Below are 25,390 nucleotides of genomic sequence, written 5' to 3' on the forward strand. Positions count from 1 at the left end.
TGCATCAGCAAACGCACCGAGTTTCCGGCCGCCTTTTGCGTTTCAAGCAGTCTCCGGGGCCTTAGAGTTTCACGACGCAGCGGTTGGACTGAACCACGAACTCTCCCACCCGCCTGCTCCTCCCACTGATTCACTACCTACAATGCAAAGCGTCCCCACGCCTCTAATCAGCTAAACAGCAATATAATAAATAGCCGCCCACAAAACATAATGTGTCCGGCTATTGTTATCTTTGTATTTTCACATTTTTAAATTTCTCCCGTAAGATCCTGATAAAAGGATGTGACCGTCATCTCTATATACGGGACAAGCCACAGCAGACCTATATAACAGCTGAGGACGGAAAGGAATATCCACCCAAAGAAGCTGATGATCAGATAGAAATATCTTCCTTTATTCCCAAGCATCATATCTTTGCTGGTATTTAAAATCTCCATAACAGTCAGCTCAGGGCGGTCCACCAGCAGATAGTATACCTGTGAGTATCTGAGTGACAGGATGACTCCCAGAACACCGCCTGCAATTCCCAGGAGAAGCCCTATGATGCCAAGCGCCAGGATATCTGTGCCGATGTAGAGGAGGATCAGGATCAGGTAAGGCGCCATGCAGCCAACTATCATGAGGTAAATGAGGGCGGCGGCGCCCAGTATCCTGTCCGGCCTGTGTGTAAATCCGTAAAATATGTCCGTGATGCCATAGGGCAGGTTTCTGGACATGTTCAGGAAGAGCCTTGCCACACCGGCAGCAAATATAGAGGACAGCAGTGTCAGGATAATACTGCAGATGAAAAAGGTTATCTTGTTTATAGTGGAAGGGACGATGAGTATCATGGAGATGAGCATGCTGCATCCGAATGACATCAGGAAAATCAGCAGGAGTGCGCCCATAGCAACTGAATATCTGCCCATCATCTTTCCTTTGGCAATACTTTTTAATTCTGAAGATGTCTTTTTTGAATCCATAAATTATGCTCCAATCTGTCATTTCATAGGAATCAGTATAGCATACCTCCCATGTAAAAATCAATGTGAAAAGTCTTGCAGCATGGAGATTACGGAGCGTGTCAGTTACTGTTCACACATCGCCATCCCGGAGTGAACAGTAATGCGTGTCAGGTTGACAGCAGAGTTCCGTTCAGATACATATCACGCAGCTCCTTGGGGGAAACGCCGTATTCTTTTTTAAAGGCCCTGAAGAAACTGGAGTAGTCATGAAAGCCGTACTGTTCAAATATTCTGCTGACCGGTTCACCGCAGAGGATGGCGTCACGGCAGGCGGAAAGGCGTTTTTTCAGGATATACTGGTGCAGGGAAATTCCCATATTATCTTTAAATGCATGGGAGATGTGGAATTTACTCACATAAAACTCCTGGGCAAGCTTATCCAGTGAGAGCTCCTCATCCAGATGTGCAGAGATATAGTCACATATGCCCAGGTAAAGAGGAAGGGAGGAATCTCCTCTGTTCTGGTGGTTCTGCTCATAGACAAGGCGGTTCAGATATAAGATCAGGCTGTTAACATCTAAAGATACTTTTGCCTCTTTTCCAAACCGGGTACTTTTTGTTTCTTCTATCAGCTGGAATATTATGGACTGGATGGCATTAAAGGCAATGGCGTCTGTGGAAAATACGTGGCGCTTTGCCGTGGTCACCAGCTGCATGAGATAGATATAGTCTGTGGAAGCCTGTGTCAGCCGCTCACAATACCCTTTGCTGAGCCAGAGAACGAATCTGCGGTACGGCAGGTCCGGGGACAAAAAAGAGGGGTAGTGGGATGCACCGGGGGGGATCAGAAGAAAATCTCCCGGTCTTACCCTGTGGGGTATCCCATCTATATACAGATTGATCTCACCCTCCAGAAAAAAATAAAATTCATAATAAGTGTGGGAATGAGGCGCAACATTTGGAAGAACCGTGTCATTGTAATAATAAATTTCAAAATCTTTGGACAACATATACTGACGGGTAGAAAAGGCCGTCTGAAGGTTTTTTTTCATAAGATCCTCCTGTCTTTTTCGTGCTTTAACTCCAGTATAGTACAAAACAACAAGATTTGCAATATAGACAACAATTTCGCCAATTGGATTTTTCCGCCAATGAAATATAATGATATTAAGAATTAAATCTGCCAGTTGGCAGGTGTAAAATAAAAAAAGGAAGGTATTAATTATGGAAATGACATTAAGGTGGTACGGGAGCAAATTTGATTCAGTGACGCTTGAGCAGATCAGGCAGATTCCGGGGGTAAAAGGTGTCATTACTACTCTCTATGATACAGCGCCGGGCGAGGTATGGAGCCGGGAAGCTATCAGGGCTATGAAAGATGAGGTAGAGGCAGCAGGACTCTGCGTGGCAGGAATCGAGAGCGTGAATGTACATGACGCTATTAAGATCGGTTCTCCTGACAGAGACAAGTATATCGAAAACTATATCCAGACTCTGGAGAATCTTGGGTTAGAAGATATCCATCTTGTATGCTATAACTTTATGCCTGTATTTGACTGGACAAGAACAGAACTGGCAAGAAAGCGTCCGGACGGGTCAACTGTACTGGCATACAACCAGGAGACAGTCAATAACCTGAACCCTGAGAAGATGTTTGAGTCTGTTGATTCTAATTCAAATGGATTTATCATGCCGGGCTGGGAGCCGGAACGTCTTGCAAAGGTTAAAGAATTATTTGAACTTTACAAAGATGTAGATGACGAAAAATTATTCCAGAACCTGAAGTATTTCCTTGAGAAGATCATGCCTGTATGTGACAAGTATGATATCAATATGGCTATCCATCCGGACGATCCTGCCTGGAGCGTATTCGGACTGCCGCGTATCATCATCAACAAAGAGAATATCCTGCGCATGACTAAGATGGTGGACAATCCCCACAACGGAGTTACCTTCTGCTCAGGTTCCTACGGAACAAACCTGGAAAATGACCTTCCTGATATGATCCGTTCATTAAAAGGAAGAATCCACTTTGCACATGTAAGGAATTTGAAATTTAATTCCCCGACAGATTTTGAAGAGGCAGCACATCTGTCTGCTGACGGAAATTTTGATATGTATGCGATCATGAAAGCATTATATGATATAGGATTCGAAGGACCTATCCGCCCTGACCATGGAAGGATGATCTGGGGAGAGGTGGCAATGCCTGGATACGGCCTGTATGACAGAGCTTTAGGAGCCACTTATCTGAACGGACTTTGGGAAGCTATTGAAAAGAGCAGCAAATAAGGGGGAAATAAAAATGAGGTTAAATGAAGAAGGTTTAAAGAACAGGCAAGAGTGGGAAGCAGCCGGATACGCTCTTCCCCAGTATGACAGGCAGGCAGTGAAGAAAAAAACAGAAGAGGCACCGTTCTGGATCCATTTCGGAGCTGGCAATATCTTCAGGGCATTTCAGGCAAATGTAGTACAGAATCTGCTGAATGACGGAGTGCTGGACAGAGGCCTGATTGCTGCAGAGGGCTTTGACGGAGAGATCGTGGAGAAACTTTACAGACCTCATGACAGCTACAGCGTTCTGGTGACATTAAAGGCAGACGGAACTGTCGAGAAAACAGTTGTGGGAAGCGTAGTGGAAGCGCTTGTCGCTGACCCGGCAAAGGAAGAGGATTTTAGCAGGCTCAGGGAGATCTTCAGACAGCCTTCCCTTCAGATGGCTACTTTTACTATCACTGAAAAAGGATACAGCCTGAAAAATGCAGCCGGAGAATATCTGGATGCAGTTGCCGCAGATATGGAAGCAGGGCCTGAAAAACCAGTCAGCTATATTGGAAAAGTTTCTTCTCTGCTCTATGAGCGTTTCCTGGCAGGAGAACTCCCCATAGCAATGGTAAGCATGGATAACTGCTCACACAATGGCGATAAGCTCTGTGCAGCGATTTCAGCATATGCAGAGACATGGGATAAAAAAGGTCTTGTAAAAGAAGGCTTTGCTGCATATGTGAGCGGCAAAAAAGTCAGCTTCCCGTGGACAATGATAGACAAGATCACACCGAGGCCTGATGAGACTGTCAAGGGAATCCTTCTGAATGATGGTATAGAAGACCTGGATCAGATCGTTACAAGTAAAAAGACATACGCTGCACCTTTCGTAAATGCGGAAGAATGTGAATATCTTGTTATAGAAGATGATTTCCCAAATGGAAGGGAAGCGCTGGAAAAAGGCGGACTGATCTTTACGGACAGAGAGACTGTTGATAAAGTGGAAAAGATGAAGGTCTGCACCTGCTTAAATCCTCTTCATACAACACTGGCAGTATTTGGATGTCTGCTGGGCTATGATCTGATCTCAAAAGAGATGAAGGATCCGGTGCTGAAAAAGCTGGTTGAGATCATCGGACATGAAGAAGGAATGCCTGTAGTGGTAGACCCGGGCATTATCAGACCGGAAAAATTCCTGGATGAGGTCTTAAATGTACGTATCCCGAATCCGTTCATGCCGGATACACCTCAGAGGATCGCTACAGATACATCACAGAAGCTGGCAATCCGCTTTGGGGAGACGATCAAGGCATATATGGCCTCAGATAAACTGGATGTAAAGAATCTGAAGAGAATACCTCTTGTATTTGCAGGATGGCTGCGTTACCTCATGGGTATCAACGATAAAGGTGAAAAATTCGAACTCAGCCCGGATCCTATGCTGCCTACACTCTGTGCAGTCATGGAACAGGTTAAGCTGGGAGAGAGCTTTGACGCTGAGAAAATCTTAAAACCTGTACTTTCTGATGAAAAGATATTTGGCGTAGATCTGTATAAGGCAGGACTCGCTGATGACGTAATCAAATATTTTACAGAAATGAATGCAGGACCGGGAGCTGTGGAAGCAGTTCTTAAGAAGTATACAGCATAAATTGACAATCCGCGCCCGTTCTGATACAGTATGCTGTATGAGAAGAAGGGACGGACAGTAAATGGAAGCAGAAGAAGAGAAAAAGAGAGCATATGATATAGAGGAGGAAGACAGAAGGCGGCGGGAGAAGAGGACCTTATATTATATAGGTCTGGGCCTTCTGGCGGCGGCAGGGGTCATCCTACTTATATCACGGATATCAGGCTTCTCTTTAAACTATCTCCTGCTTCCATGTCTTTTTCATTCGCTTACGGGGTATTATTGTCCAGGATGCGGAGGGACGAGAGCTGTCACGAGCCTGCTGCATGGACATATACTGGAATCCCTTTATTATCATCCCTTTGTTGTATATGCAGCTGCAGTCTGCGCTGTTTTTATGGTGACGAACACCATAGAGCTTGTGAGCGGAGGACGCTGTAAAATCGGGATGGAGTTCAGGAAAAGATATGTCTATATCGGTGTTGTAATCGTGGCTGTCAATTTTATAGTAAAAAATGCTGTCCTCCTTTTCGGCGGCTGTGCAATGATTGGATAAAATGATAAGCTGAAAATGAACTGCAGTAAATATAAAGAGAAGATGTGCCCGGAGCTTAAAATGCTGCCTGCACATCTTCTCTTTATATTATGTTATCTTGTTCCTGCTGCCGGATCTTGCGGCTGCGGCTGTTGTCTTTCCCATTCAGGTAATCTTCCAGCCAGTCCTTCATATCATTATAATTGCTGATCTCGCCGTCCTGTCCTGACTGTCCCTCATAGAACTGCTCATATTGTCTGAGCATATCAATGAATCCATCCACCCCGTACCTTGAGAAAGTGGAAGCTACGGAAGCCACTGTCAGAAACAGAGAGAGGGCGGCTCCTGCCACAGCCAGCCAAAGTCCCGACTTGGCACGTGGAGGCAGCGTGCGGTCACTGCCCTGTGAAAGTACTGCCAAAATAACACCGATCACTCCAAGAGGGATAGCTAAGTAAAAGCAGCAGGAAGTGACAAGGGAGATGATACCCAGTATCATAGCTGCAGTAGCCATTCCATTGGGCGGTGCCTGCTGGTAATTATTCCCGTAGATCCCCCCGCCGAAGCCATTGTACTGTCCGCTGCCATTTTGATAGCCATTGCCGTTCGGCTCATGATAATCACCCCGGTGATATAATCGGCCGTTCTCGTACCAGCTCTCAGGGCTGTTGTCTGTATTGGCGCTGTTTTCTGCATTTTTATCCATATCGCCGGAAGCTTCAGTATTTCCGGATTCCGGGTCTGATGCACTACCATCCCGGATATCTGAAGGGATATGATCCCTGTCTTTTAAGTCCATAATGTATCTCCTCTCGTTACTGGCCACGGAGAGAACAGTAATCTCCTCCCGGGCTTTTCTCAATTAGTGCTATGATACCATAGACAAAAATGAAACACAAGTGGTATAATCAGAACCGAATTGAGAATATAAAGGAGAAATTTAAGTACATGGATATCAATAAAAAACTGGCAAGTGAACTGGAAGCAGATCTGTGGCAGGTAGAAGCTGCCGTCAAGCTTATAGATGAAGGAAATACCATCCCCTTTATTTCCAGATACCGTAAGGAGGCCACAGGCTCCCTCAATGATGAGGTTCTGCGTAAGCTTTATGAGCGGCTGAACTATCTGCGGAATCTGGAAGATAAGAAGGGACAGGTACTCTCAAGCATAGAAGAACAGGGAAAGCTGACGGAGGAACTGAAAAAGCAGATCACAGAGGCAGAGACGCTTGTAGTTGTAGATGACCTTTACCGTCCGTACCGCCCCAAGAGGCGCACAAGGGCAACTATAGCGAAAGAGAAGGGCTTAGAGCCTCTTGCTAATATCATTACTCTTCAAATGACAAACAGGCCTCTTGAGCAGGAAGCAGAGGCATTCATATCTGAAGAGAAGGATGTGAAGACAGCGGAGGAGGCCATAGCAGGAGCGATGGACATCATTGCAGAGGCAGTCTCAGATGAGGCCAGCTACCGCAGCTATATCAGAAAGCTGACAGTAAAAGAGGGAAAGATCATCTCCGCGGCTAAGGATGAGAAGGCCCAGTCTGTATATGAAATGTATTATAATTATGAGGAAGCTGTCTCAAAAGTAGCGGGTCACAGGACGCTCGCCCTCAACCGCGGGGAGAAGGAAAAGTTTTTAAATGTTAAAATAGAGGCTCCGGAGGAGCGCATCCTTTTATATCTTCAGAAGAAAGTTATTGTGAAGGAAAATCAGAATACAGCGCCGGTACTTAAGGCTGCTGTGGAGGACAGCTACAGAAGGCTGATCGGGCCTGCTATCGAGAGAGAGATACGCAGTGATATGACGGAAAAGGCTGAGGACGGCGCTATCTCTGTATTTGGTAAGAACCTGGAGCAGCTGCTTATGCAGCCCCCGATCGCAGGACAGACAGTTCTGGGATGGGATCCGGCGTTCCGTACAGGCTGTAAGCTGGCTGTAGTAGACCCTACAGGAAAGGTGCTGGATACAACAGTTATCTATCCGACGGCGCCCACAAATGATACAAAGATCAGGGCAGCCAAAGAAACACTTAAGAAATTGATCAAAAAATATGGGATAACCCTCATATCAGTTGGCAACGGTACAGCATCCAGAGAGTCAGAGATGATAATCGTGGAGCTTTTAAAGGAAATACCGGAGCAGGTACAGTACGTGATAGTCAACGAGGCGGGTGCGTCTGTATACTCAGCCAGTAAGCTGGCTACAGAGGAATTCCCGAATTTCGATGTGGGCCAGAGAAGTGCGGCGTCTATTGCCAGAAGGATCCAGGACCCTCTGGCTGAGCTGGTAAAAATAGATCCGAAATCTATAGGCGTGGGCCAGTACCAGCATGATATGAACCAGAAGAAGCTGGGAGAGGCTCTGAGTGGAGTAGTGGAAGACTGCGTGAATAAAGTCGGTGTGGATATTAATACAGCATCCGCCTCACTGCTGGAATATGTGTCAGGGATCACGAAGGTGATAGCAAAGAATATAGTTGCCTATAGAGAAGAGAATGGCCGTTTTGAGGACAGGAAACAGCTTCTGAAAGTGGCCAAGCTGGGACCGAAGGCATTTGAGCAGTGTGCAGGGTTCTTAAGGATACCCGGAGGCAGCAACCCGCTGGATACTACAAGTGTGCATCCTGAGAGCTATAAAGCCGCAGAAAAGCTGTTAAAAGAACTGGGGTACGAAATCAGCGATATAGCAGGCGGAAAACTGGAAGGGCTTTCCAGACAGGTGAAAAACTATAAGAAACTGGCGGAAGAGCTGGAGATCGGTGAGATTACACTGAGAGATATTGTCAAGGAGCTGGAAAAGCCGGGACGGGATCCCAGAGATGAGATGCCCAAGCCGATCCTGCGCAGTGACGTACTTGATATGAAGGACCTGAAGCCGGGAATGGTACTCAAGGGAACAGTGCGCAATGTTATTGATTTCGGCGCTTTTGTGGACATCGGTGTACATCAGGACGGGCTGGTGCATGTCTCAGAGATGAGCAGCACAAAATTTGTGAAGCATCCTCTGGAGGTTGTCAGTGTGGGAGATATTGTGGACGTCAGGGTATTAAGCGTGGATCTGAATAAGAAGAGGATCTCATTAAGCATGAAGCTACAGTAACTGTTTGTAACTATTCAGCTTATAAAAGTAAAAGAGCTGTGCCGGATGCGTCCGGCACAGCTCTTTTGGAGAAGGTATTTCTTTATGGGGTGTAGCAAAAACTATATAATGTATTGGGGGGATGTTTATTTTATACACCATTCGACATCAAAAGTGTGAACAAACATTTTTCGATTTTTTATCTGATTTTGTGCTGTTTTTAAAATGAGAAAAATCTACTGTATAAAAAAACGAAAAAACCTGTCTATTTCCCGGATGGGTTATGCAGCCTGTGAGATAAAACATATAGACAAATGAGAAAAAATATCCTATCCTTAAAAATAAGGGTCTTACGCCCATAATCAATCAGAAGAAGAGGAAATGTGTATGAAGCTTAAATTTGATCAGCCGGCCCGGTACTGGCAGGAGGGGTTCCCTGTAGGAAACGGACGGCTGGGAGCAGTTATCTACGGGGGGACATCAAAAGAGATAATTGCAGTAAATGAGGATACTCTCTGGTCGGGATATCCTGTAAAAAGCCAGAAGGGGCCAAAAAAAGAAGAGACCGCCAGAGCGGGACAGCTTACGAAAGAAGGAAAATATAAGGAGGCAATGCATTTTCTGGATGATGCGCTGAAGGGGAATGAGGATGTACAGATGTACCAGCCGTTTGGCAGCCTGTTCATAGAATTTTCAGGTGAAAGATGCATCACAGAATACAGCAGGCAGCTGGAACTGGAGGATGCAGTCGTTAAGACTGAATACAAGAATAACGGCAGCAGGTATGTACATACTTCTTTCAGCAGTGCCCCGGCCCAGGGGATTCTGTACAGGATACAGGCTGAAGAAGAATTCACGGTTAAAATAAGCGGAGGCGGCGGTTTCCTGAATGAATGTAAATATGAGGGTGCAGGATTCTGCCTCTATGGCCAGTGCCCGGGCAGAAGTAATATCACAGTGGGCACAGCCGGGCCTGACAGTGTTCTGACTTTCTCAGAGGAGCCGGAGAAAAAGGGGATGCATTACCAGGGATGGGGCCGTGTGAGAACTGAGGGCGGCACAGTGGAAGCAGTGGAAGACGGCCTGATCTGCAGGGATGTGAGGGAAATCATACTATTTTTTGCTGTCAGGTCCAGCTTCAATGGATTTGACAGACACCCGTATACAGAGGGCTGCAGTCCGGAGGAGAAACTGACTGCAGATATAAAAAATGCAGACAGGGACTGGCAGGAACTGCTTAAGGAACATACAGAGGATTACAGGAAATACTTTAAAAGGGTAGAATTTTCTCTGGGGACAAGCGGAAGAGAAGAACTGGATCTGTATAAAAGGCTGGAGGAATTTCAAAAAGACGGGGATGACCTCTCACTTTATGCCCTGCTGTTTGACTTCGGAAGATATCTGCTGATATCTTCTTCAAGGCCCGGTACTCAGGCGGCAAATCTTCAGGGGATATGGAACCAGGAAAAGATACCTCCGTGGTTCAGTGATTATACAGTAAATATTAATACACAGATGAATTACTGGATGACAGGTCCGTGCAGGCTCCATGAGCTGATTGAGCCGCTCACTGTCATGAACAGGGAGCTTCTGACAAACGGAAGGGTCAGCGCAAAGGAATTTTTTGGGGCAAAAGGAAGCGCCTGCTTCCACAATACAGATATATGGAGGAAGACCTCACCGGCTGACGGTATGGTAATGTGGGCATACTGGCCCTTCGGAGCAGCCTGGATGTGCCGGAACCTTTTCGATGATTATCTGTTCTGCCAGGACAGAGAGTACTTAAAGGAAATACTGCCTGTTCTCAGAGAAAATGTAAAGTTCTGCCTGTCAGTTCTGGAGGAGACTCCGGATGGGTATGCCGTGTGTCCGGCCACTTCACCGGAAAATGAATTCATGTCAGACGGTGAGAAGGTTTCTCTGGCAGCCTATACAGAAAATACACTGGCTATCATACGTAATCTGTTCAGGGATTATATAAAGGGCTGCAGTGAGCTGGGGCTGGAAGATGAGACAGCAGATGAGGCAGGAAGGATACTTCCAGGTATCGTGCCCACAGCTGCAGGAAGCCAGGGACAGGTACTGGAGTGGAATGAGGAATTCCAGGAAGCAGATATGCACCACAGGCATCTGTCTCATCTCTATGAGCTGCATCCGGGATGCGGGATACGCATAGGGACAGACATGTATGAGGCGGCAAGACAGAGCCTGCTGCGCAGGGGAGATGAGGGGACAGGCTGGAGCCTGGCCTGGAAGATCCTGATGTGGGCAAGGCTGGAAGACGGAGAACATGCGGGACGTATTATGAAAAACCTGTTTCATATGGTGCCGCCGGATTCTGCCGGATCCATCCATGGGGGCGGCCTGTATCCGAACCTGCTTTGTGCTCACCCGCCGTTCCAGATTGACGGCAATTTTGGCTATACAGCCGGCATTGCGGAAATGCTGGTACAGAGCCATAATGATGAGCTGGTCCTGCTGCCGGCTGTTCCGGCCGCATGGAAGGAAGGATGTGTAAAAGGCCTGATGGCCAGGGGCGGTATTCTGATAGATATACAGTGGAAGGATGGGGAGGTAAAATATTCTCTCACATCTGATAAAAACCAGACGGTTCTTTTAAGGATCGGAAAATCAGAGGCCGGTGAGGTGACTCTGGATTCACGGATCCCTGTAAGGGGAAATGTCAATAACTGCTGCAGGAGGGATTAAATGAAATGGAAGTACTTAAGAAATTTTTTGAACCGGTTGACATGACATATGGAAAACCATGGCATAAGATCGCATTGTTTACCGTACCCATGCTTATAGGCAACATTGCCCAGCAGCTGTACAACACAGTAGACAGCATTGTGGTGGGAAGATATGTGGGCGACAATGCCCTGGCTGCTGTGGGAAGTGCAGGACCCATACTTAACCTGCTGATCGTACTGTTTATCGGTATCAGTGTGGGGGCCAGTATTATGGTGTCACAGTATTTTGGAGGCAAGAAGCGGGAGGAGCTCTCGACGACAATTGGAAACTGTCTTCTGCTGACCGCTATAGCATCTGTATTTATTATGGTCATCGCCTCAATGATCACCAGGCCTCTGCTGCATTTGCTGAATACACCGGAAAGTATTATTGACTGGTGCAATTCCTATCTGCTCATTTTATTTATAGGGTCAGCCGGGCTGGCATTTTATAATATCCTGAGCGGTATTTTAAGAGGACTGGGAGATTCCATATCAGCCCTTGTATATCTGCTTGTATCAACGGCGCTGAATATTGTTCTGGACCTGCTGTTTGTGGCTGTGTTTAACATGGGTGTGAACGGGGTGGCTCTTGCAACGGTGATCGCCCAGGCTGTATCAGCAGTGCTGTGCCTGTTCAAGCTCATGAGGATGAAAGAAATATTTGATATGAAGCTGCGTTATTTAAAGATGCACAAGGAATACACGGTAAACATTATCCGCCTGGGGCTGCCGTCGGGTGTGACTCAGGCTATCCTGTCCATGGCTATGATCGTGGTCCAGTCTCTTACAAACAGCTTTGGGGAGATGTTCATTGCTGCGAATGTTATCGTCATGCGTGTGGACGGGTTTGCCATGCTGCCTAATTTTTCATTTGGAACTGCACTTACCACATATGCAGGCCAGAATGTGGGAGCCAGGTATTATGACAGAGTAGAGCAGGGGGCCAGACAGGGTACTGCCATGGCGGCAGGGACTTCGGCGGCCATCACTGCCCTGATCCTGATCTTCGGGCGCTATCTGATGAGTATCTTTACCAATACGCCGGAGCTTGTGAAGCTGAGCATGAGCCTGATGACAATACTGGCAGTGGGATATATCGCCATGGCAGTGACACAGAGCTTGTCAGGAATCATGAGGGGGGCGGGCGACACCATGACCCCCATGTGGATATCAATCGTGACAACTATCGCTATACGTGTACCCATCGCTTACGGAATCGCATATATGACAAGGACACCGGAGCTGCCAAACGGCAGGCAGGAATGTATCTTTATCTCACTGCTGATCTCCTGGGTGATCGGAGCTATTATCACCTTTGTATTTTACAAGAGAGGGAAATGGAAAGCCCGCGCAATTTAGCGGAGTTTGACAGAAGTTTTAGATCAATCGCGGCAGGGTTTGCCTGTAGCAGAATATGGATTATACAGAATGGAGGATCACTATGATAAAGGTTACAGTATGGAATGAGTATGTCCAGGAACAGATGGACAGTGACAGCGGTGCGGCTGTCAGGGAGGGAATGCCTGAAGAGGTGCGCAGGGAGCTGGAACAGAGGGCTAAAGAAATCCGCGCTGTGCACGGCGGCGCCATCCACCATACTTTAAAGGGACTGCTGGAGGAAGAGTCTGGAATAGAGGTCTGTCATATAGCTACCCTTGAGATGGAAGAGTGCGGCCTGACAAAAGAAGTGCTGGATGATACGGATGTCCTTGTCTGGTGGGCGCATGTGGCCCATGATAAGGTGCCTGATGAGATCGCAGAGCGTGTCAGGGAGTATGTCCTGAAAGGAATGGGATTTATCGCCCTTCATTCAGCTCATCCCAGCAAGCCCCTGCAGAAGCTTCTGGGGACAAGCGGGTCCCTTCAATGGAGAGAGGGGGATTTCTGCAGGGTCTGGAATACATGTCCCGCACATCCGATTGCTGAAGGCATACCTCAGTACTTTGAGCTGGAGGAGGAAGAAATGTACGGCGAATATTTTGATATCCCCAAACCGGATGACCAGGTATTTATCAGCTGGTACAGAGGAGGAGAAGTATTCCGCTCAGGATGTACCTGGACAAGGGGATACGGGAAGATCTTCTATTTCCAGCCGGGACATGAGACAAACAAGTCTTACTTTAATGACTATGTGAGAAGGATCATCCGCAATGCTGTGCGGTGGGCTGTCCCATCCGTCAAAAGAGAAGAGATAAGCTGTCCCAACGCTGTAGTTACGCCGGAAGAGAAATGCAGAAGAAAGTAAAAATCTCTTGCATAACGCTTTATAATGGCATATAATATTTGATAGGTTAAGAAAATTCTTCGGGGCGGAGTGAAATTCTCCACCGGCGGTATAGTCCGCGACCCGCCTTTGGCGGCTGATATGGTGCGATTCCATAACCGACAGTATAGTCTGGATGAAAGAAGAAAGTCTTTTGCAACAGTTCAGGTGCTGAACAGCCGCAGCCGTTTCAAATCGTACTTTTGCCCCGGGTATATTTAATATATCCGGGGTTTTTTGTTTTAAAGTTTCCAGAAACGGCAGCTTTCAGCTGCATGTAAGTTTGTTGTCTGCAAGAATTTTCTTTTCATAAATAATTTATCGAAAAGGAGAGATGAACTATGAGTTCAAACACAAATGTAAACGGCGGCGCAGCCGCCATGACAAGAGCAGGGCAGCAGAGCAAGGTAAAGATGATGGTGGAGATCGCCATGCTGGGGGCTATCGCCACAGTCCTCATGCTTTTTGAGATCCCCCTGCCGTTTGCGCCGGCTTTCTATCAGATCGACTTAAGTGAAGTGCCTATCCTGATAGGATGTTTTTCCATGGGGCCTCTGGCCGGGGCGGCTATTGAATTTTTGAAGATATTGCTGAATTTCCTGATCAATGGTACAATAACTGCAGGTGTCGGTGAACTGGCAAATTTCATTGTGGGATGTGCTCTTGTGCTGCCGGCAGGCTTTATTTATAAATATCATAAGACTAAAAAAAATGCCATGATTGGAATGGCAGCCGGGACTGCTGCCATGACCATAGTGGGAGGTTTCATGAATGCGTTTGTACTGCTTCCGCTCTATGCCGCGGCCTTTGGTGGAATAGATGCGATCATAGGGATGGGAAGCGATGTTAACAGCGCAGTGTCGGGAATGAGCGGTTTCATAATGCTGATCGTGGTTCCGTTCAATCTGCTCAAGGGCATCATAGTATCCATTGTAACCCTCCTGCTATACAAGTATATCAGTCCTATATTAAAAAGAGCGAGATAAGAGCGCGGCAGGAGGATACCATGTCAAGAGTCAGGCAGATTGAAAAGCTTACAGATAACAAGCATCTGAATATGTATTACTTAAAGGCTGAGAACAGACTGGGCGGCGAGGTGAATTATTATGTAGCCTCAAGGGCAAAGAGCATAGAGAAGATGAAGATAAAGACGGGGGACAATCATCCGGACGGAGTCATCATCTACAGCCTGTATGGGGAGAAGAGGGATAAAGTGGTCCTGGTCAGACAGTACAGGTATGCTATTGACGGCTATATCTACGAATTTCCGGCCGGCCTGGTGGATGAGGGTGAGACATACCAGGAGGCGGCGTCACGGGAAATGATGGAAGAAACAGGCCTCAGGCTGGAGGCGCTTAAGCTTGAAGACATGTATCAGAAACCATACTATACAACGATCGGCATGACTGACGAGTGCTGTGCAACAGTCTACGGATATGCCTTTGGCGAGGTGAACAGCGACGGGCTTGAGGATACGGAAGACCTGGAGGTGGTTTTGGCTGACAGGGAGGAAGTGAGGCGTATTCTGAGGGAGGAGAGAGTTGCAATCATGTGTGCCTATATGCTGATGCATTTTCTGGAGGATAAGCAGGACCCCTTTGCATTTCTTAAAAATCATTAAAAATTAAAAAGTTTCTCCCGGTAAGAGTTGTAAGGGAGAAAACGGTGTGTTATAATTCTTCATGTTATAACGCACCGTTTTTGGTTTGCCTGAAAGGAGACGAAATGGAAGTAAAATTTGATGTGAAGATGACGCAGAAGATCATGTATAATTTCCTGATGAACCATACTTACAGGAGTATGACCGGGGTTATGGGGATTTTGTTCGGAATCGCCGCATTCGTTATTTTTGGGATCACGCTGGGTCATGCGGAGACTTTTATGAGTGTCCTCTACCTGCTTTTTGGAATCTGGTTTCTCCTGTATCTTCCAATCAACCTCTATCTGCGCTCCGCTAAGCAGGTGAAGTCAAATCCTGTATTCCAGAAACCCCTTCACTACACCATCAACGATGAGGGGATCACAACAGAACAGGGTGACCAGCAGGCGCAGATGAAGTGGGAAGATCTCGTAAAGGTTACTGAGACTAAGATGAGCCTGCTGATCTATACGGGAAAAAGATATTCTTTTGTGCTGCCGAAGGAAGCTATGGGCAGCAGGTATAAGGATGTGGCCGCATTGATAAAGAAGCATATGCCGGACCGGAAGGTGAAGATGAAATGAAAGTGACAGAGACCTGGAATGAAAAAGAAACATTTGCCCTTGGAAGAGCCCTTGGGGAAAATGCACATCCGGGCCAGGTATACACGCTGCTGGGAGACCTGGGAGTCGGCAAGACCGTATTCACTCAGGGGATGGCAGCAGGGCTTGGCATCACAGAGCCGGTAAGCAGTCCGACATTTACCATAGTACAGGTATATGAGGAGGGCCGTCTGCCCTTTTATCACTTTGACGTCTACCGCATCGGCGATGTGGAGGAGATGGAAGAGATCGGCTATGAGGATTATTTTTACGGTGAGGGAGTCTGCCTGATCGAATGGGCTGATCTGATAGAGGAGATCCTTCCCGGTCACTATACCCAGGTGGTGATTGAAAAGGACCTGGACAAAGGTTTTGACTACAGGAAAATTACAATGACAGAAAAATAGACAAAGAGCTCTTACGGGCTCTTTTAGCTTGTTTCAGGAGAGGATGAAGTAGATGAAGATCTTAGCCATAGACAGTTCGGGGCTTGTTGCCTCTGTGGCTGTTCTGGAGGATGACAATATGCTAGCAGAGTATACTGTCAATTACAAAAAGACCCATTCCCAGACTCTGCTGCCTATGCTGGATGAGATAGCAAAGATGACAGAGATGGATCTTAATACAATTGATGCGATAGCAGTTGCAGGCGGTCCCGGATCATTTACCGGGCTGCGTATCGGGTCTGCCACAGCAAAAGGCCTGGGACTGGCTCTGGGAAAGCCGCTTGTGGCTGTGCCTACAGTTGATGCCCTTGCCTATAATCTCTGGGGGATGGAAAAAGTCATCTGCCCCATGATGGATGCCAGAAGGAGCCAGGTATATACAGGGCTCTACGAATTTTGTACAGCAGACGGGAAGATGAGCTTTCATGTAATTGAGAGACAGATGGCGGCGGCAGTCACGGATATTATCGGAAAGATCAATGAGCTGGGCCGTGAGACAGTATTTCTGGGGGACGGTGTTCCTGTATACAGAGAGATAATAGAGAGCGGGATTAAGGTGCCCTATTCGTTTGCGCCTGCACATATGAACAAACAGAGAGCGGGGGCGCTTGGAGCCCTGGCCGGGGAATATGTCAGAGAAGGCAGGGTGCAGACAGCGGCGGAACACCAGCCGGATTATCTGAGAATGTCCCAGGCAGAGAGAGAACGCGCAGAAAAGATCAGACAGGAAAAGGAATCCTCAGACCGGAAGGAAGGCAGATAATATGCTTGAAATCCGCAGGATGACAGAAGAAGATCTGCAGGAAGTGGCAGAAATAGAAGCCGGTATCTTTACAATGCCGTGGAGCGTCAAGGGGTTCGGGGATGCCATAGCTAATCCATATACCCTGTATCTTGTGGCATCAGAGGGAAAGAAGATAGAAGGCTACTGCGGCCTGTGGCAGTCATTTGATGAGGCCGAGATTACAAATGTGGCAGTGCGCAAAGAATGCAGGGGCAGGCACACGGGGACTCTGATGCTGAACAGGCTCATGGAGCTGGGGAGAGAGCAGGGAATCACGCGCTTTACCCTGGAAGTGCGTTCCAGTAATGCAGCTGCTCTTGGGCTTTATGAAAAGCTTGGTTTCTCTGCGGCAGGAATCAGAAAAAGATTTTACGAAAAACCGGTGGAAGATGCAGTGGTAATGTGGAATTAGAGGTGTTATTGTCTGCCTGTATGTGCAGCAATTCCCAGTATCTTTCGGCATTCGTTTTCGGTATAATTGTCTTGAGGACAAGAAACGAAGCATCGGACAGAGGGGAGAAAGCATATGCGAAAAAGCAAGAAGATTTATTGTAACATGTGCGGAAAAAGCATCAGTATGGACAAACAGATTCCTATGGAGGATGTGCTGAGCGTAGAAAAAAGCTGGGGATATTTTTCAGGGAAGGATGGGGAGGTACATTCCTTTGATTTGTGTGAGGAATGCTATGACAAACTGGTGAAGGAGTTTGTATTTCCGCCCGCGGTAAAAAAACAACGGGAAATGATTTAAAATGATTAAGAGGGAATAATAAATGTTAGATGTGTGTTTATTAGGGAGCGGGGGCATGATGCCCCTGCCTTACAGATGGCTGACGGCTCTGATGCTGAGATACAACGGGAGCAGCCTTTTGATAGATTGCGGGGAAGGAACCCAGATAGCTATAAAAGAAAAAGGATGGAGCTTTAAACCAATCGATGCGGTCTGCTTCACCCATTACCATGGGGACCATATCAGCGGCCTTCCGGGCCTTCTGCTGACAATGGGCAATGCAGAGAGGCATGAGCCTCTTACTCTGATAGGGCCCAAGGGGCTTGAGAGGGTAGTGAGCGCTCTCAGGGTGATCGCTCCGGAGCTGCCTTTTCAGATCATTTATAAAGAGATAACGGAACCCCGCCAGGTGTTCGAGATGAACGGATACAGGATCCGGGCATTCAGGGTGAACCATAATGTGCTCTGTTACGGTTATACGATAGAGATAGACCGTGCAGGGCGTTTTGACGTGGAGAGGGCCAGAGAGGAAGAAATTCCCATGAAATTCTGGAACCGCCTCCAGAAGGGCGAGACTATCCTTGAAGAGGGCAGGACATACACACCCTCCATGGTGCTGGGGCCTGACAGGAAGGGAATCAAGCTTACTTACTGTACTGACACCAGGCCGGCAAAATCAATAACAGAAAATGCCGCAGGTTCAGACCTTTTTATCTGCGAGGGGATGTACGGTGAGCCGGGAAAAGAGCAGAAAGCAGTAGAATACAAACATATGACCTTTAAGGAAGCCGCCAGGCTGGCAAAGGAAGCGGAAGTTAAGGAGATGTGGCTCACACATTACAGCCCAAGCCTGACACGCCCGGAAGAATTTATGGAGGATGTCAGAAAGATCTTTCCGAATTCCCACCCCGGAAAAGACGGCAAGTCGGTTGAATTAGATTTTGAAGAGGAATAGAGATGGAAGAGATAAAGAATACAGAAGAAAAAAAGGATGTGCTGATCCTGGCTATAGAAAGCTCCTGTGACGAGACAGCAGCATCTGTAGTAAAGAACGGGCGTGAGGTATTGTCAAATATTATATCCTCCCAGATAGAGCTGCACAAGCTCTATGGAGGTGTGGTGCCTGAGATCGCTTCCAGGAAGCATATTGAGAAGATCAACCAGGTGATAGAGGAGGCCTTAAAGGAGGCTGATGTCACTCTGGATGATCTGGATGCCGTCGGCGTGACTTATGGGCCTGGGCTTGTGGGCGCTCTGCTCGTAGGTGTGGCTGAGGCGAAAGCTATCAGCTATGCCAGGAAGCTGCCCCTTGTGGGAGTGCATCATATAGAAGGTCATATTTCTGCGAATTATATAGAAAACAAAGACCTTGAGCCGCCCTTTGTATGCCTTGTTGTATCAGGAGGCCATACTCATCTTGTAGTCGTAAATGATTACGGAAAATATGAGATCATTGGAAGGACAAGGGATGATGCGGCAGGGGAGGCCTTTGATAAAGTAGCGAGAGCAATCGGTCTGGGCTATCCCGGGGGGCCGAAAATAGACAGGCTCTCCAGGGAGGGGGATCCTGAGGCGATCCATTTTCCTAAAGCACGTATAGAGGGTTCGCCATATGATTTCAGCTTCAGCGGCCTTAAGTCGGCAGTCCTGAATTATCTGAACGGATGCAGAATGAAAGGTGAAGAAGTGTGCAGGGCTGATGTGGCTGCTTCCTTTCAGAAGGCAGTCACGGATGTTCTGGTAGAGCATGCCATAAAAGCTGTAAAGGAATACGGTTATGATAAGCTGGCCATCGCGGGAGGAGTGGCGTCTAATTCCACGCTGCGCACAGCTATGGAGAGAGCCTGCAGGAATAATAAAATAAAATTTTACCATCCGTCCCCCATACTGTGCACGGATAATGCAGCTATGATAGGTGCCGCCGCTTATTATGAGTATATACGGGGAACCCGCCATGGCCTGGATCTGAATGCGGTGCCAAATCTGAAGCTGGGGGAAAGAATATGAAAAGTACGGCAATAGTGCTGGCGGCAGGCAAGGGGAAAAGGATGAACAGCAGCATCCACAAGCAGTATCTGCTCCTGGCAGGCCGTCCTGTGATCTGCTATTCTCTGGAAACCTTTCAGAAGTGCCCGTTCATAGATGAGATCATTCTTGTGGCAGGAGAGGGAGAAGAAGAGTACTGCAGGCATGAGATAGCAGAAAAATATGGATTTGATAAGGTCAGCCGTATCCTGCCGGGAGGACGGGAGAGGTATGATTCGGTCTATGCAGGGCTGAAGGCTGCTTCGGGCTGCGATTTTGTCTATATCCATGATGGCGCAAGGCCGTTTGTGGATGATAAGATGCTGTGCCGGGCCAGAGAAGCTGTGGAAAAATACCAGGCCTGTGTGGTGGGAATGCCTGTAAAAGATACGATCAAGGTAATGGACCAGGAAGGCTTTGCTGCTGCCACGCCTGAGCGGAAGTCCCTGTTTATGGTGCAGACGCCCCAGGTCTTTGCCTACGATGTGATCAGAAGGGCATATGATGAGGTCATGTCCGGAGAAAATATACAGGTGACAGATGATGCCATGATGGTAGAGAAAGCAATGAATATAAAAGTAAAGCTGGTGGAAGGTTCCTACGAAAATATCAAGATAACCACACCGGAGGATTTAAGGATAGCAGAGTGCTTTTGTGCAAAATAGCCAAAAAGCACTCTGCTTTTTTAGATAAAACATAAAAAATGCCAAAGTCTATTGACACGTGTAACCAAAAGCATTATACTGTAGTTACACGAGTAACCAATAAGTCATTACATAACAGCATTTGCTGAAATATAGGTTTAGTAACTGGAAACTTTGTAACTATCAACAAAGATCAAAGGAGTATGTAACCGCGTAAAACTATTGGTTTTTTAATTTCCGCGATGGTTACACGTGTAACCATAATAGGCTTCCTGGAATTCTGCATAGCAGAATTCCAGGAAGAGGGAGGTAATAAAGTTATGGCAACCCGAAAAGATGTAGCGAAGCAGGCCGGCGTTTCAGAGGCCACAGTATCATATGTCATTAATAATACTAAGAATATTACACCTGTTGTCAAAAAAAGAGTGTTAGACGCAGTTGACAACCTTGGTTACAGACCCAATCAAGTTGCCAGAAGCCTGGTGACAAAGCAGACGAAGCATGTAGCCATGCTTGTTGATAATCTGATGAACCCGTATTATTGTGAAATGCTGGAAGGAGCCCAGTCAGTGGCTTCAGACAATGGATATATAGTTTCTGTCATTTCCATAGATGTCAGCAACGAGGAAAGTGTGCTTGAACTGGCCAGCCGGGGAGTAGACGGAGTTATACTGGCCATCGGTACAAAAAGTGTTGATAATTATTTTAAGACAGGGCTGCCGAAGGTCTATATGGGGAAATATGTGACCATGAGCTACCGGAAGGCAATATTTGAGATGGTTGAGTGCCTTGTAAACAAAGGCCATAAAAAGATCGCTTTTCTAAGCGGTATCCCGCTGTCGCACCTGAGCCACGAGAGGTATTATGCTCTGAAGGACGCGTGCAGTGCATACGGAATCGGGCTGGACCCTGACCTGGTGATAGATGCAAATGAAAAAGGGAAGACAGATGAGAAGAGCGGTGAAGAGGCAATGGAAGAACTGTTTGCCAGGAAGAAAGATTTTACAGCTGTATACACAGTCAATGATCTGATGGCAGTAGGCGCGGCAAAGGCAATCAGACGTCACGGGCTGAAAATCCCCGATGATATCTCGCTTATCGGCTGCGATAATATAAAGCTTTTTGATACATATAATCCGAGACTGGCCACCATGGATGCCCATGCTTTTGAGGCAGGGGAATATCTGATGAGGCTGCTGATTGAGAAAATTACAGGTCAACTCAAGATATCACACGAAATACAGGCAGATTTTATCTGCAAAGAAAGTATCGGGGAGGTGAAAACTGGCGTGTGAGGTCTGGTTAAACAGTAATTATATATTGGATGCTAAACATTCAAAGTAAAATGAAAAGAATAAAAAAGCTGGGAGGGTATTTTATGCGAAAGAATTTAAGCAGGGCATTAAGTGTTACATTAGCAGGAGCTATGGTAGTTGGGACGATGGCAGGAACCGGATTAACGGCTAAGGCTGCTGATACAACTTCAGGAGATAAGACGACGATCACTGTCAATGTTCAGGCAGGTCCGGGCGCAGAGACAGCCTGGAAGGCAGTAGCGGATGCTTATATGGAGAAAAATCCGGATGTCAATGTAGTAGTCGATCTGAAACCAACAGAAGGTTATGGAGACTGGCTGCAGAATGTATTTACATCAGGAGGGGACACGACTACAGACATTGTAAACATCAACCTGGCCGGAGCTACAAAGACAGGAAAATCCATTAATTTCCTGGAATACGCTGATATGGACAGCCCGTATTCAGATGGTATATGGACAGACCAGTTCGAGTTCAGACAGCAGGTAGTAGATCAGGCAAACGGCACATGGGATGCGCTCAGCCTTGACTCTGTACAGGTAGTGTGGCTCTATAACAAGGATATCTTTGAAGAAGTAGGAGTTCAGCCGCCGAAGACATGGGATGAGTTTGTAGATGTCTGCCAGAAACTCATGGATGCAGGATATCAGCCGCTTTCAGTTGCAGGAGATTTTGACAGCTTCTGGTCAACTTATATGGGATGGCTGGCTCAGATCTATGCTGACCAGACAACAAGATCCATGATCAATGTATACCGTGCCCAGAAGGGTGATTATTGCTATGATCCGGACGTAGATGCTGACTGGGAATATGACCCGGCTGATCCGTTCAATGATGACACCTGGAAAGTAAACACTAACACAGTCCGCGCATATAAAGCTTTTAAAGACGGCGAATATGATCCGGCTTCCGAAGGAATGAGGACAGTATGGACAAATCTCGCTAAGGTATTCCCGAAATATGCAGGCGGAGACGCTTTCTTCGGAACTAAAGACGGTATTCCTCTGTTCTACCAGGGAAAAGCAGCCATTACTCTTGACGGAGCATGGAGACTTGTAAACTATAAGAACGATATGGAAAAGATCGCATCTGGTGAAGAAATCACAAATAAAGATGAGAAGATCGAAGGCGTTCAGAAATTCAACATTGGTACATTTAATATGCCGTCCATGGAAGGTGAAGGAATCGAAGCACCGGCAAGGACGATTGAAGTAGCAAACGGCTTCCTGGGAGCAGTTAAAAAAGACAAAGAGCATGATGCAAAGGTTGTAGATTTCCTGATGTTCTTCTCATCTTCAGAAGGAATGGGAACATATATCAATGCAGGTATTGAAGACGGACTTGTAATCAATGGACCTTCACTTGTTTATGATGTAGAGCTTCCGGAAGATGTGGCAGTACTCTTTGAAGGACTTGAATTTATCGGCAACTGCCAGAAGGGCAGCGGAACAATGCTGGCTCGTGGTATGGCGAGCACAAATGGAGATATCCAGGAATCTTACCGCCAGTTCTATGACTATTCATATGATTACTTAAGCGGAAAGACAACAATTGATGACTGGCTGGCAGCACACAAAGCAAACCTTGAGCAGTACTTCCCAGAATCAATGGAGAAATCAGGAATCAGCGAAAGTGATCTTGAAAATCCGCAGAATGCACCTACAGGACAGTAGAATTATCAGCAGGCTATAACCATGAGACTGCCCCTTACAGAGGCAGTCTCATTTTTTAAAAAAGGGGGCATCAAAAATGGAGAAGAAAGTAGTACATAAGAAACTGTGGCTGGTTCTGGCAATCCTGTCTGCTGTTATTGCTGCTGTCTGCATCACGGTTAACATGAAGCTTCAGGGCAGTCTTGATATTGTAGAGACAAGTGAAGTATCAACAGGAGTTCAGAACCGCTGCCTTGCCTATGACGAGAGCAGAGACACATTATATCTGGGAACTTACACAAATAAACTGATTGCATATAAAGACGGCGAAAAATTATGGGAGATGGATGCCAAGGGACCTTTCCGAAAGATCATCCTGCATCCGGAAGATGGTAAACTTTATGCTGGAAATGAGGACAATTTCGTCTACATTGTAAATATGGATGACGGAACTGTATTAAATAAAATAGATACGGAACGGCGTATATATGACATTGCCGTGACAAAAGACGGCAAAGAGGTGGCTGTATCCACTGCGATACTTGCAAAAAATAAAAGTAATATCCTGCTTTATGACGAGACAGGAGAACAGCTGAAGAACCTGAAATATACGGTTACCATGCAGCGCCTTGTCTATACGCAGGATGAAGAAAATCTGATCTTTATCAACAACCGCGGTGAGGTCATCAAGATAGATAAAGAGGGAAATGAGCTTGCCAAGGTATCCGGAAAATATGAGATGGTAGACCTGCTGGAGACAGCAGAGGGGAATCAGTATGTGGCAGTGGGCACCAACGGCGCTTACTTGTATCTGGATGAAGACCTCAATGTACTTAGAAGCGGGAAAGCTGCCATAGAAAATGGCGGGGTCGTGACAAAGGCAGGGCTGGACACAGAAGGAAATTATCTGTTTATCGGTACAAAAAATGGTTTCCTGTATGTAATGGATGACTCTGACAGCCAGATCTACAGCACCAGGCTGCCTAATTCAGTATCAGACATGCTTGGAATCGGTGAGGACATCTATGTGACGGGCCTTGGGGACTGGGTGGATATTATCCACAGCGGAAGCCTTGCGTATACGGATCTGGCTACCACATTAAAGCCATATACACAGGTGGCTCAGTTTGTATTCCCGGTTCTGGCGCTGTTCTTCCTGTGCATGTTCATTCCGGGGACACACAGGCTGCTCTGCAGGTTTGCAAAGGCTATGTATAAGTACAGGATGGCATATATCCTGCTCATCCCTACATTTGCGCTTATTATTATATTCCAGTATACGCCTATTATCACTGCTTTTGTGAGGGCATTCACGAACTGGTCACAGAAGAATAATACCGCCTCCACGATTCAGTTCGTAGGACTGGAGAATTTCAAGCTCATGTTTACAGAGGGATATTTCCTGACAGGAGTGGGAAATCTGTTTATCTTCCTTGTGACAGCTTTTATTAAGGTTATGACTGTACCTATCCTGGTCGCATACCTTGTGTATTCAATGAAGTCTGACAAAAAGAAATATGCTTTCAGGTTTCTGCTGGTGCTCCCTATCGTAGTTCCAAGCGTAGTTTCAGCTTTGTTGTGGAAGCAGATATATGACCCTACTATCGGATTGATCAACCAGACCCTTGGCAAATTAGGGCTGGAAAGCCTTCAGAGAGTATGGCTGGGAGATGAAGCGACGGCCTTATGGGCGATCATATTCATGGGCTTCCCCTTCATCAATGCACTTGCTTTCCTTGTGTTCTACGGAGGATTCCTGGATGTGGATGCATCCATGCTGGAGGCTGCCAGGGCTGACGGAGCAAACAGGTGGAAAATATTCTGGAGGATACTGCTTCCTCAGATCAGACCGCAGATGAAGATGATCATTATCCTCACATTTATAGGCACGGTACAGGATTTCAACGGAGTCTTCCTGCTGACGGGAGGAGGGCCTGGCACGAGTACATACGTACCGGGACTGGAACTTTACTATAATGCCACAAGGTTCGGCCGCTATGGTTATGCCTGTGCGCTTGGTGTTGTCCTGTTTATATTTGTAATGATACTGACTGCTATTAACATGCGCAAGAGCAAAGAAGACATGTAGGGAGGGGGAAGTA

General features: G+C 46.8%; 23 protein-coding genes and 1 riboswitch. Of the genes, 20 read left to right on the forward strand and 3 right to left on the reverse strand.

Going from position 1 to position 25,390, the window contains the following annotated elements; all coding sequences use genetic code 11:
* Positions 1 to 248: 248 nt before the first annotated feature.
* Both NSB28_RS24320 and NSB28_RS24325 read right to left on the reverse strand, forming a co-directional pair.
* Positions 249 to 962 carry a DUF975 family protein gene (locus NSB28_RS24320; protein WP_109748786.1) on the reverse strand — a complete coding sequence of 238 codons (714 nt, stop codon included), beginning with the start codon at positions 960 to 962 and terminating at the stop codon, positions 249 to 251.
* Between the two features lie 149 nt (positions 963 to 1,111).
* Positions 1,112 to 1,996, reverse strand: a complete 885-nt coding sequence (locus NSB28_RS24325; RefSeq protein WP_109748787.1) for a helix-turn-helix domain-containing protein — start codon at positions 1,994 to 1,996, stop codon at positions 1,112 to 1,114.
* A gap of 172 nt (positions 1,997 to 2,168) precedes the next feature.
* Here NSB28_RS24325 and uxuA point away from each other — a divergent pair, with 172 nt between their 5' ends.
* The 3 genes from uxuA (at position 2,169) to NSB28_RS24340 (ending at position 5,395) form a co-directional block, all read left to right on the forward strand.
* Positions 2,169 to 3,236, forward strand: coding sequence for a mannonate dehydratase (gene uxuA / locus NSB28_RS24330; RefSeq protein WP_109748788.1), 1,068 nt, complete (start codon positions 2,169 to 2,171; stop codon positions 3,234 to 3,236).
* A 13-nt stretch (positions 3,237 to 3,249) separates the two neighbouring features.
* Entirely contained in the window at positions 3,250 to 4,860 is a 1,611-nt protein-coding gene (locus tag NSB28_RS24335) for a mannitol dehydrogenase family protein (protein WP_109748789.1), read from the forward strand.
* A gap of 61 nt (positions 4,861 to 4,921) precedes the next feature.
* Positions 4,922 to 5,395, forward strand: coding sequence for a DUF2752 domain-containing protein (locus NSB28_RS24340; protein ID WP_109748790.1), 474 nt, complete (start codon positions 4,922 to 4,924; stop codon positions 5,393 to 5,395).
* A gap of 82 nt (positions 5,396 to 5,477) precedes the next feature.
* Here the strand turns inward: NSB28_RS24340 and NSB28_RS24345 are convergent, their stop codons facing one another.
* Positions 5,478 to 6,173, reverse strand: a complete 696-nt coding sequence (locus NSB28_RS24345; RefSeq protein ID WP_109748791.1) for a DUF4190 domain-containing protein — start codon at positions 6,171 to 6,173, stop codon at positions 5,478 to 5,480.
* Between the two features lie 149 nt (positions 6,174 to 6,322).
* On the opposite strand from NSB28_RS24345, the gene NSB28_RS24350 reads away from it, so the two are divergent.
* The 17 genes from NSB28_RS24350 to NSB28_RS24430 all read left to right on the forward strand — a co-directional run bounded on the left by NSB28_RS24350 (position 6,323) and on the right by NSB28_RS24430 (position 25,377).
* On the forward strand, positions 6,323 to 8,476 hold the full coding sequence (locus NSB28_RS24350; protein WP_109748792.1) for a Tex family protein: 2,154 nt from the start codon (positions 6,323 to 6,325) through the stop codon (positions 8,474 to 8,476).
* Between the two features lie 366 nt (positions 8,477 to 8,842).
* The gene (locus tag NSB28_RS24355) at positions 8,843 to 11,164 is read left to right on the forward strand and encodes a glycoside hydrolase family 95 protein (protein WP_257497953.1); all 2,322 of its coding nucleotides are present in this window, start codon (positions 8,843 to 8,845) and stop codon (positions 11,162 to 11,164) included.
* A gap of 5 nt (positions 11,165 to 11,169) precedes the next feature.
* The gene (locus NSB28_RS24360) at positions 11,170 to 12,546 is read left to right on the forward strand and encodes an MATE family efflux transporter (protein ID WP_109748794.1); all 1,377 of its coding nucleotides are present in this window, start codon (positions 11,170 to 11,172) and stop codon (positions 12,544 to 12,546) included.
* 82 nt (positions 12,547 to 12,628) lie between these two features.
* On the forward strand, positions 12,629 to 13,432 hold the full coding sequence (locus tag NSB28_RS24365; RefSeq protein ID WP_109748795.1) for a ThuA domain-containing protein: 804 nt from the start codon (positions 12,629 to 12,631) through the stop codon (positions 13,430 to 13,432).
* 51 nt (positions 13,433 to 13,483) lie between these two features.
* A riboswitch (FMN riboswitch) is annotated at positions 13,484 to 13,602 on the forward strand.
* 189 nt (positions 13,603 to 13,791) lie between these two features.
* Positions 13,792 to 14,436, forward strand: coding sequence for an ECF transporter S component (locus tag NSB28_RS24370; RefSeq protein ID WP_109748796.1), 645 nt, complete (start codon positions 13,792 to 13,794; stop codon positions 14,434 to 14,436).
* Between the two features lie 20 nt (positions 14,437 to 14,456).
* Positions 14,457 to 15,071: an NUDIX hydrolase gene (locus tag NSB28_RS24375; protein ID WP_109748797.1), complete on the forward strand. Its 615-nt coding sequence runs from the start codon at positions 14,457 to 14,459 to the stop codon at positions 15,069 to 15,071.
* A 104-nt stretch (positions 15,072 to 15,175) separates the two neighbouring features.
* Positions 15,176 to 15,673 carry a YcxB family protein gene (locus tag NSB28_RS24380; RefSeq protein WP_109748798.1) on the forward strand — a complete coding sequence of 166 codons (498 nt, stop codon included), beginning with the start codon at positions 15,176 to 15,178 and terminating at the stop codon, positions 15,671 to 15,673.
* Positions 15,670 to 16,098 carry a tRNA (adenosine(37)-N6)-threonylcarbamoyltransferase complex ATPase subunit type 1 TsaE gene (gene tsaE, locus NSB28_RS24385; RefSeq protein WP_109748799.1) on the forward strand — a complete coding sequence of 143 codons (429 nt, stop codon included), beginning with the start codon at positions 15,670 to 15,672 and terminating at the stop codon, positions 16,096 to 16,098. The genes NSB28_RS24380 and tsaE overlap by 4 nt, the downstream gene beginning before the upstream one ends.
* A gap of 52 nt (positions 16,099 to 16,150) precedes the next feature.
* On the forward strand, positions 16,151 to 16,900 hold the full coding sequence (gene tsaB, locus NSB28_RS24390; RefSeq protein WP_257497952.1) for a tRNA (adenosine(37)-N6)-threonylcarbamoyltransferase complex dimerization subunit type 1 TsaB: 750 nt from the start codon (positions 16,151 to 16,153) through the stop codon (positions 16,898 to 16,900).
* A 1-nt stretch (position 16,901) separates the two neighbouring features.
* Positions 16,902 to 17,333: a ribosomal protein S18-alanine N-acetyltransferase gene (gene rimI, locus NSB28_RS24395; protein WP_257497951.1), complete on the forward strand. Its 432-nt coding sequence runs from the start codon at positions 16,902 to 16,904 to the stop codon at positions 17,331 to 17,333.
* Positions 17,334 to 17,447: 114 nt separating this feature from the next.
* Positions 17,448 to 17,672: a hypothetical protein gene (locus NSB28_RS24400; protein WP_109748800.1), complete on the forward strand. Its 225-nt coding sequence runs from the start codon at positions 17,448 to 17,450 to the stop codon at positions 17,670 to 17,672.
* A gap of 22 nt (positions 17,673 to 17,694) precedes the next feature.
* The gene (locus NSB28_RS24405) at positions 17,695 to 18,606 is read left to right on the forward strand and encodes a ribonuclease Z (protein WP_109748801.1); all 912 of its coding nucleotides are present in this window, start codon (positions 17,695 to 17,697) and stop codon (positions 18,604 to 18,606) included.
* Positions 18,607 to 18,608: 2 nt separating this feature from the next.
* Positions 18,609 to 19,658 carry a tRNA (adenosine(37)-N6)-threonylcarbamoyltransferase complex transferase subunit TsaD gene (gene tsaD, locus NSB28_RS24410; RefSeq protein WP_109748802.1) on the forward strand — a complete coding sequence of 350 codons (1,050 nt, stop codon included), beginning with the start codon at positions 18,609 to 18,611 and terminating at the stop codon, positions 19,656 to 19,658.
* Positions 19,655 to 20,341, forward strand: a complete 687-nt coding sequence (ispD, locus tag NSB28_RS24415) for a 2-C-methyl-D-erythritol 4-phosphate cytidylyltransferase (RefSeq protein WP_109748803.1) — start codon at positions 19,655 to 19,657, stop codon at positions 20,339 to 20,341. The genes tsaD and ispD overlap by 4 nt, the downstream gene beginning before the upstream one ends.
* Positions 20,342 to 20,640: 299 nt before the next feature.
* Positions 20,641 to 21,615, forward strand: a complete 975-nt coding sequence (locus NSB28_RS24420) for a LacI family DNA-binding transcriptional regulator (RefSeq protein ID WP_187374442.1) — start codon at positions 20,641 to 20,643, stop codon at positions 21,613 to 21,615.
* A gap of 83 nt (positions 21,616 to 21,698) precedes the next feature.
* The gene (locus tag NSB28_RS24425; protein WP_257497950.1) at positions 21,699 to 23,309 is read left to right on the forward strand and encodes an ABC transporter substrate-binding protein; all 1,611 of its coding nucleotides are present in this window, start codon (positions 21,699 to 21,701) and stop codon (positions 23,307 to 23,309) included.
* A gap of 76 nt (positions 23,310 to 23,385) precedes the next feature.
* Positions 23,386 to 25,377: an ABC transporter permease subunit gene (locus NSB28_RS24430; protein WP_109748806.1), complete on the forward strand. Its 1,992-nt coding sequence runs from the start codon at positions 23,386 to 23,388 to the stop codon at positions 25,375 to 25,377.
* Positions 25,378 to 25,390 lie beyond the last annotated feature (13 nt).

The sequence above is a fragment of the Murimonas intestini genome (assembly GCF_024622195.1).
GTDB lineage: Bacteria > Bacillota > Clostridia > Lachnospirales > Lachnospiraceae > Murimonas > Murimonas intestini.

Bases quoted from the DNA above. Each gene is read 5' to 3' on its own strand.
- NSB28_RS24320 (WP_109748786.1), bottom strand. From the start codon at position 962: ATGGATTCAAAAAAGACATCTTCAGAATTAAAAAGTATTGCCAAAGGA.
- NSB28_RS24325 (WP_109748787.1), bottom strand. From the start codon at position 1,996: ATGAAAAAAAACCTTCAGACGGCCTTTTCTACCCGTCAGTATATGTTG.
- uxuA (WP_109748788.1), top strand. From the start codon at position 2,169: ATGGAAATGACATTAAGGTGGTACGGGAGCAAATTTGATTCAGTGACG.
- NSB28_RS24335 (WP_109748789.1), top strand. From the start codon at position 3,250: ATGAGGTTAAATGAAGAAGGTTTAAAGAACAGGCAAGAGTGGGAAGCA.
- NSB28_RS24340 (WP_109748790.1), top strand. From the start codon at position 4,922: ATGGAAGCAGAAGAAGAGAAAAAGAGAGCATATGATATAGAGGAGGAA.
- NSB28_RS24345 (WP_109748791.1), bottom strand. From the start codon at position 6,173: ATGGACTTAAAAGACAGGGATCATATCCCTTCAGATATCCGGGATGGT.
- NSB28_RS24350 (WP_109748792.1), top strand. From the start codon at position 6,323: ATGGATATCAATAAAAAACTGGCAAGTGAACTGGAAGCAGATCTGTGG.
- NSB28_RS24355 (WP_257497953.1), top strand. From the start codon at position 8,843: ATGAAGCTTAAATTTGATCAGCCGGCCCGGTACTGGCAGGAGGGGTTC.
- NSB28_RS24360 (WP_109748794.1), top strand. From the start codon at position 11,170: ATGGAAGTACTTAAGAAATTTTTTGAACCGGTTGACATGACATATGGA.
- NSB28_RS24365 (WP_109748795.1), top strand. From the start codon at position 12,629: ATGATAAAGGTTACAGTATGGAATGAGTATGTCCAGGAACAGATGGAC.
- NSB28_RS24370 (WP_109748796.1), top strand. From the start codon at position 13,792: ATGAGTTCAAACACAAATGTAAACGGCGGCGCAGCCGCCATGACAAGA.
- NSB28_RS24375 (WP_109748797.1), top strand. From the start codon at position 14,457: ATGTCAAGAGTCAGGCAGATTGAAAAGCTTACAGATAACAAGCATCTG.
- NSB28_RS24380 (WP_109748798.1), top strand. From the start codon at position 15,176: ATGGAAGTAAAATTTGATGTGAAGATGACGCAGAAGATCATGTATAAT.
- tsaE (WP_109748799.1), top strand. From the start codon at position 15,670: ATGAAAGTGACAGAGACCTGGAATGAAAAAGAAACATTTGCCCTTGGA.
- tsaB (WP_257497952.1), top strand. From the start codon at position 16,151: ATGAAGATCTTAGCCATAGACAGTTCGGGGCTTGTTGCCTCTGTGGCT.
- rimI (WP_257497951.1), top strand. From the start codon at position 16,902: ATGCTTGAAATCCGCAGGATGACAGAAGAAGATCTGCAGGAAGTGGCA.
- NSB28_RS24400 (WP_109748800.1), top strand. From the start codon at position 17,448: ATGCGAAAAAGCAAGAAGATTTATTGTAACATGTGCGGAAAAAGCATC.
- NSB28_RS24405 (WP_109748801.1), top strand. From the start codon at position 17,695: ATGTTAGATGTGTGTTTATTAGGGAGCGGGGGCATGATGCCCCTGCCT.
- tsaD (WP_109748802.1), top strand. From the start codon at position 18,609: ATGGAAGAGATAAAGAATACAGAAGAAAAAAAGGATGTGCTGATCCTG.
- ispD (WP_109748803.1), top strand. From the start codon at position 19,655: ATGAAAAGTACGGCAATAGTGCTGGCGGCAGGCAAGGGGAAAAGGATG.
- NSB28_RS24420 (WP_187374442.1), top strand. From the start codon at position 20,641: ATGGCAACCCGAAAAGATGTAGCGAAGCAGGCCGGCGTTTCAGAGGCC.
- NSB28_RS24425 (WP_257497950.1), top strand. From the start codon at position 21,699: ATGCGAAAGAATTTAAGCAGGGCATTAAGTGTTACATTAGCAGGAGCT.
- NSB28_RS24430 (WP_109748806.1), top strand. From the start codon at position 23,386: ATGGAGAAGAAAGTAGTACATAAGAAACTGTGGCTGGTTCTGGCAATC.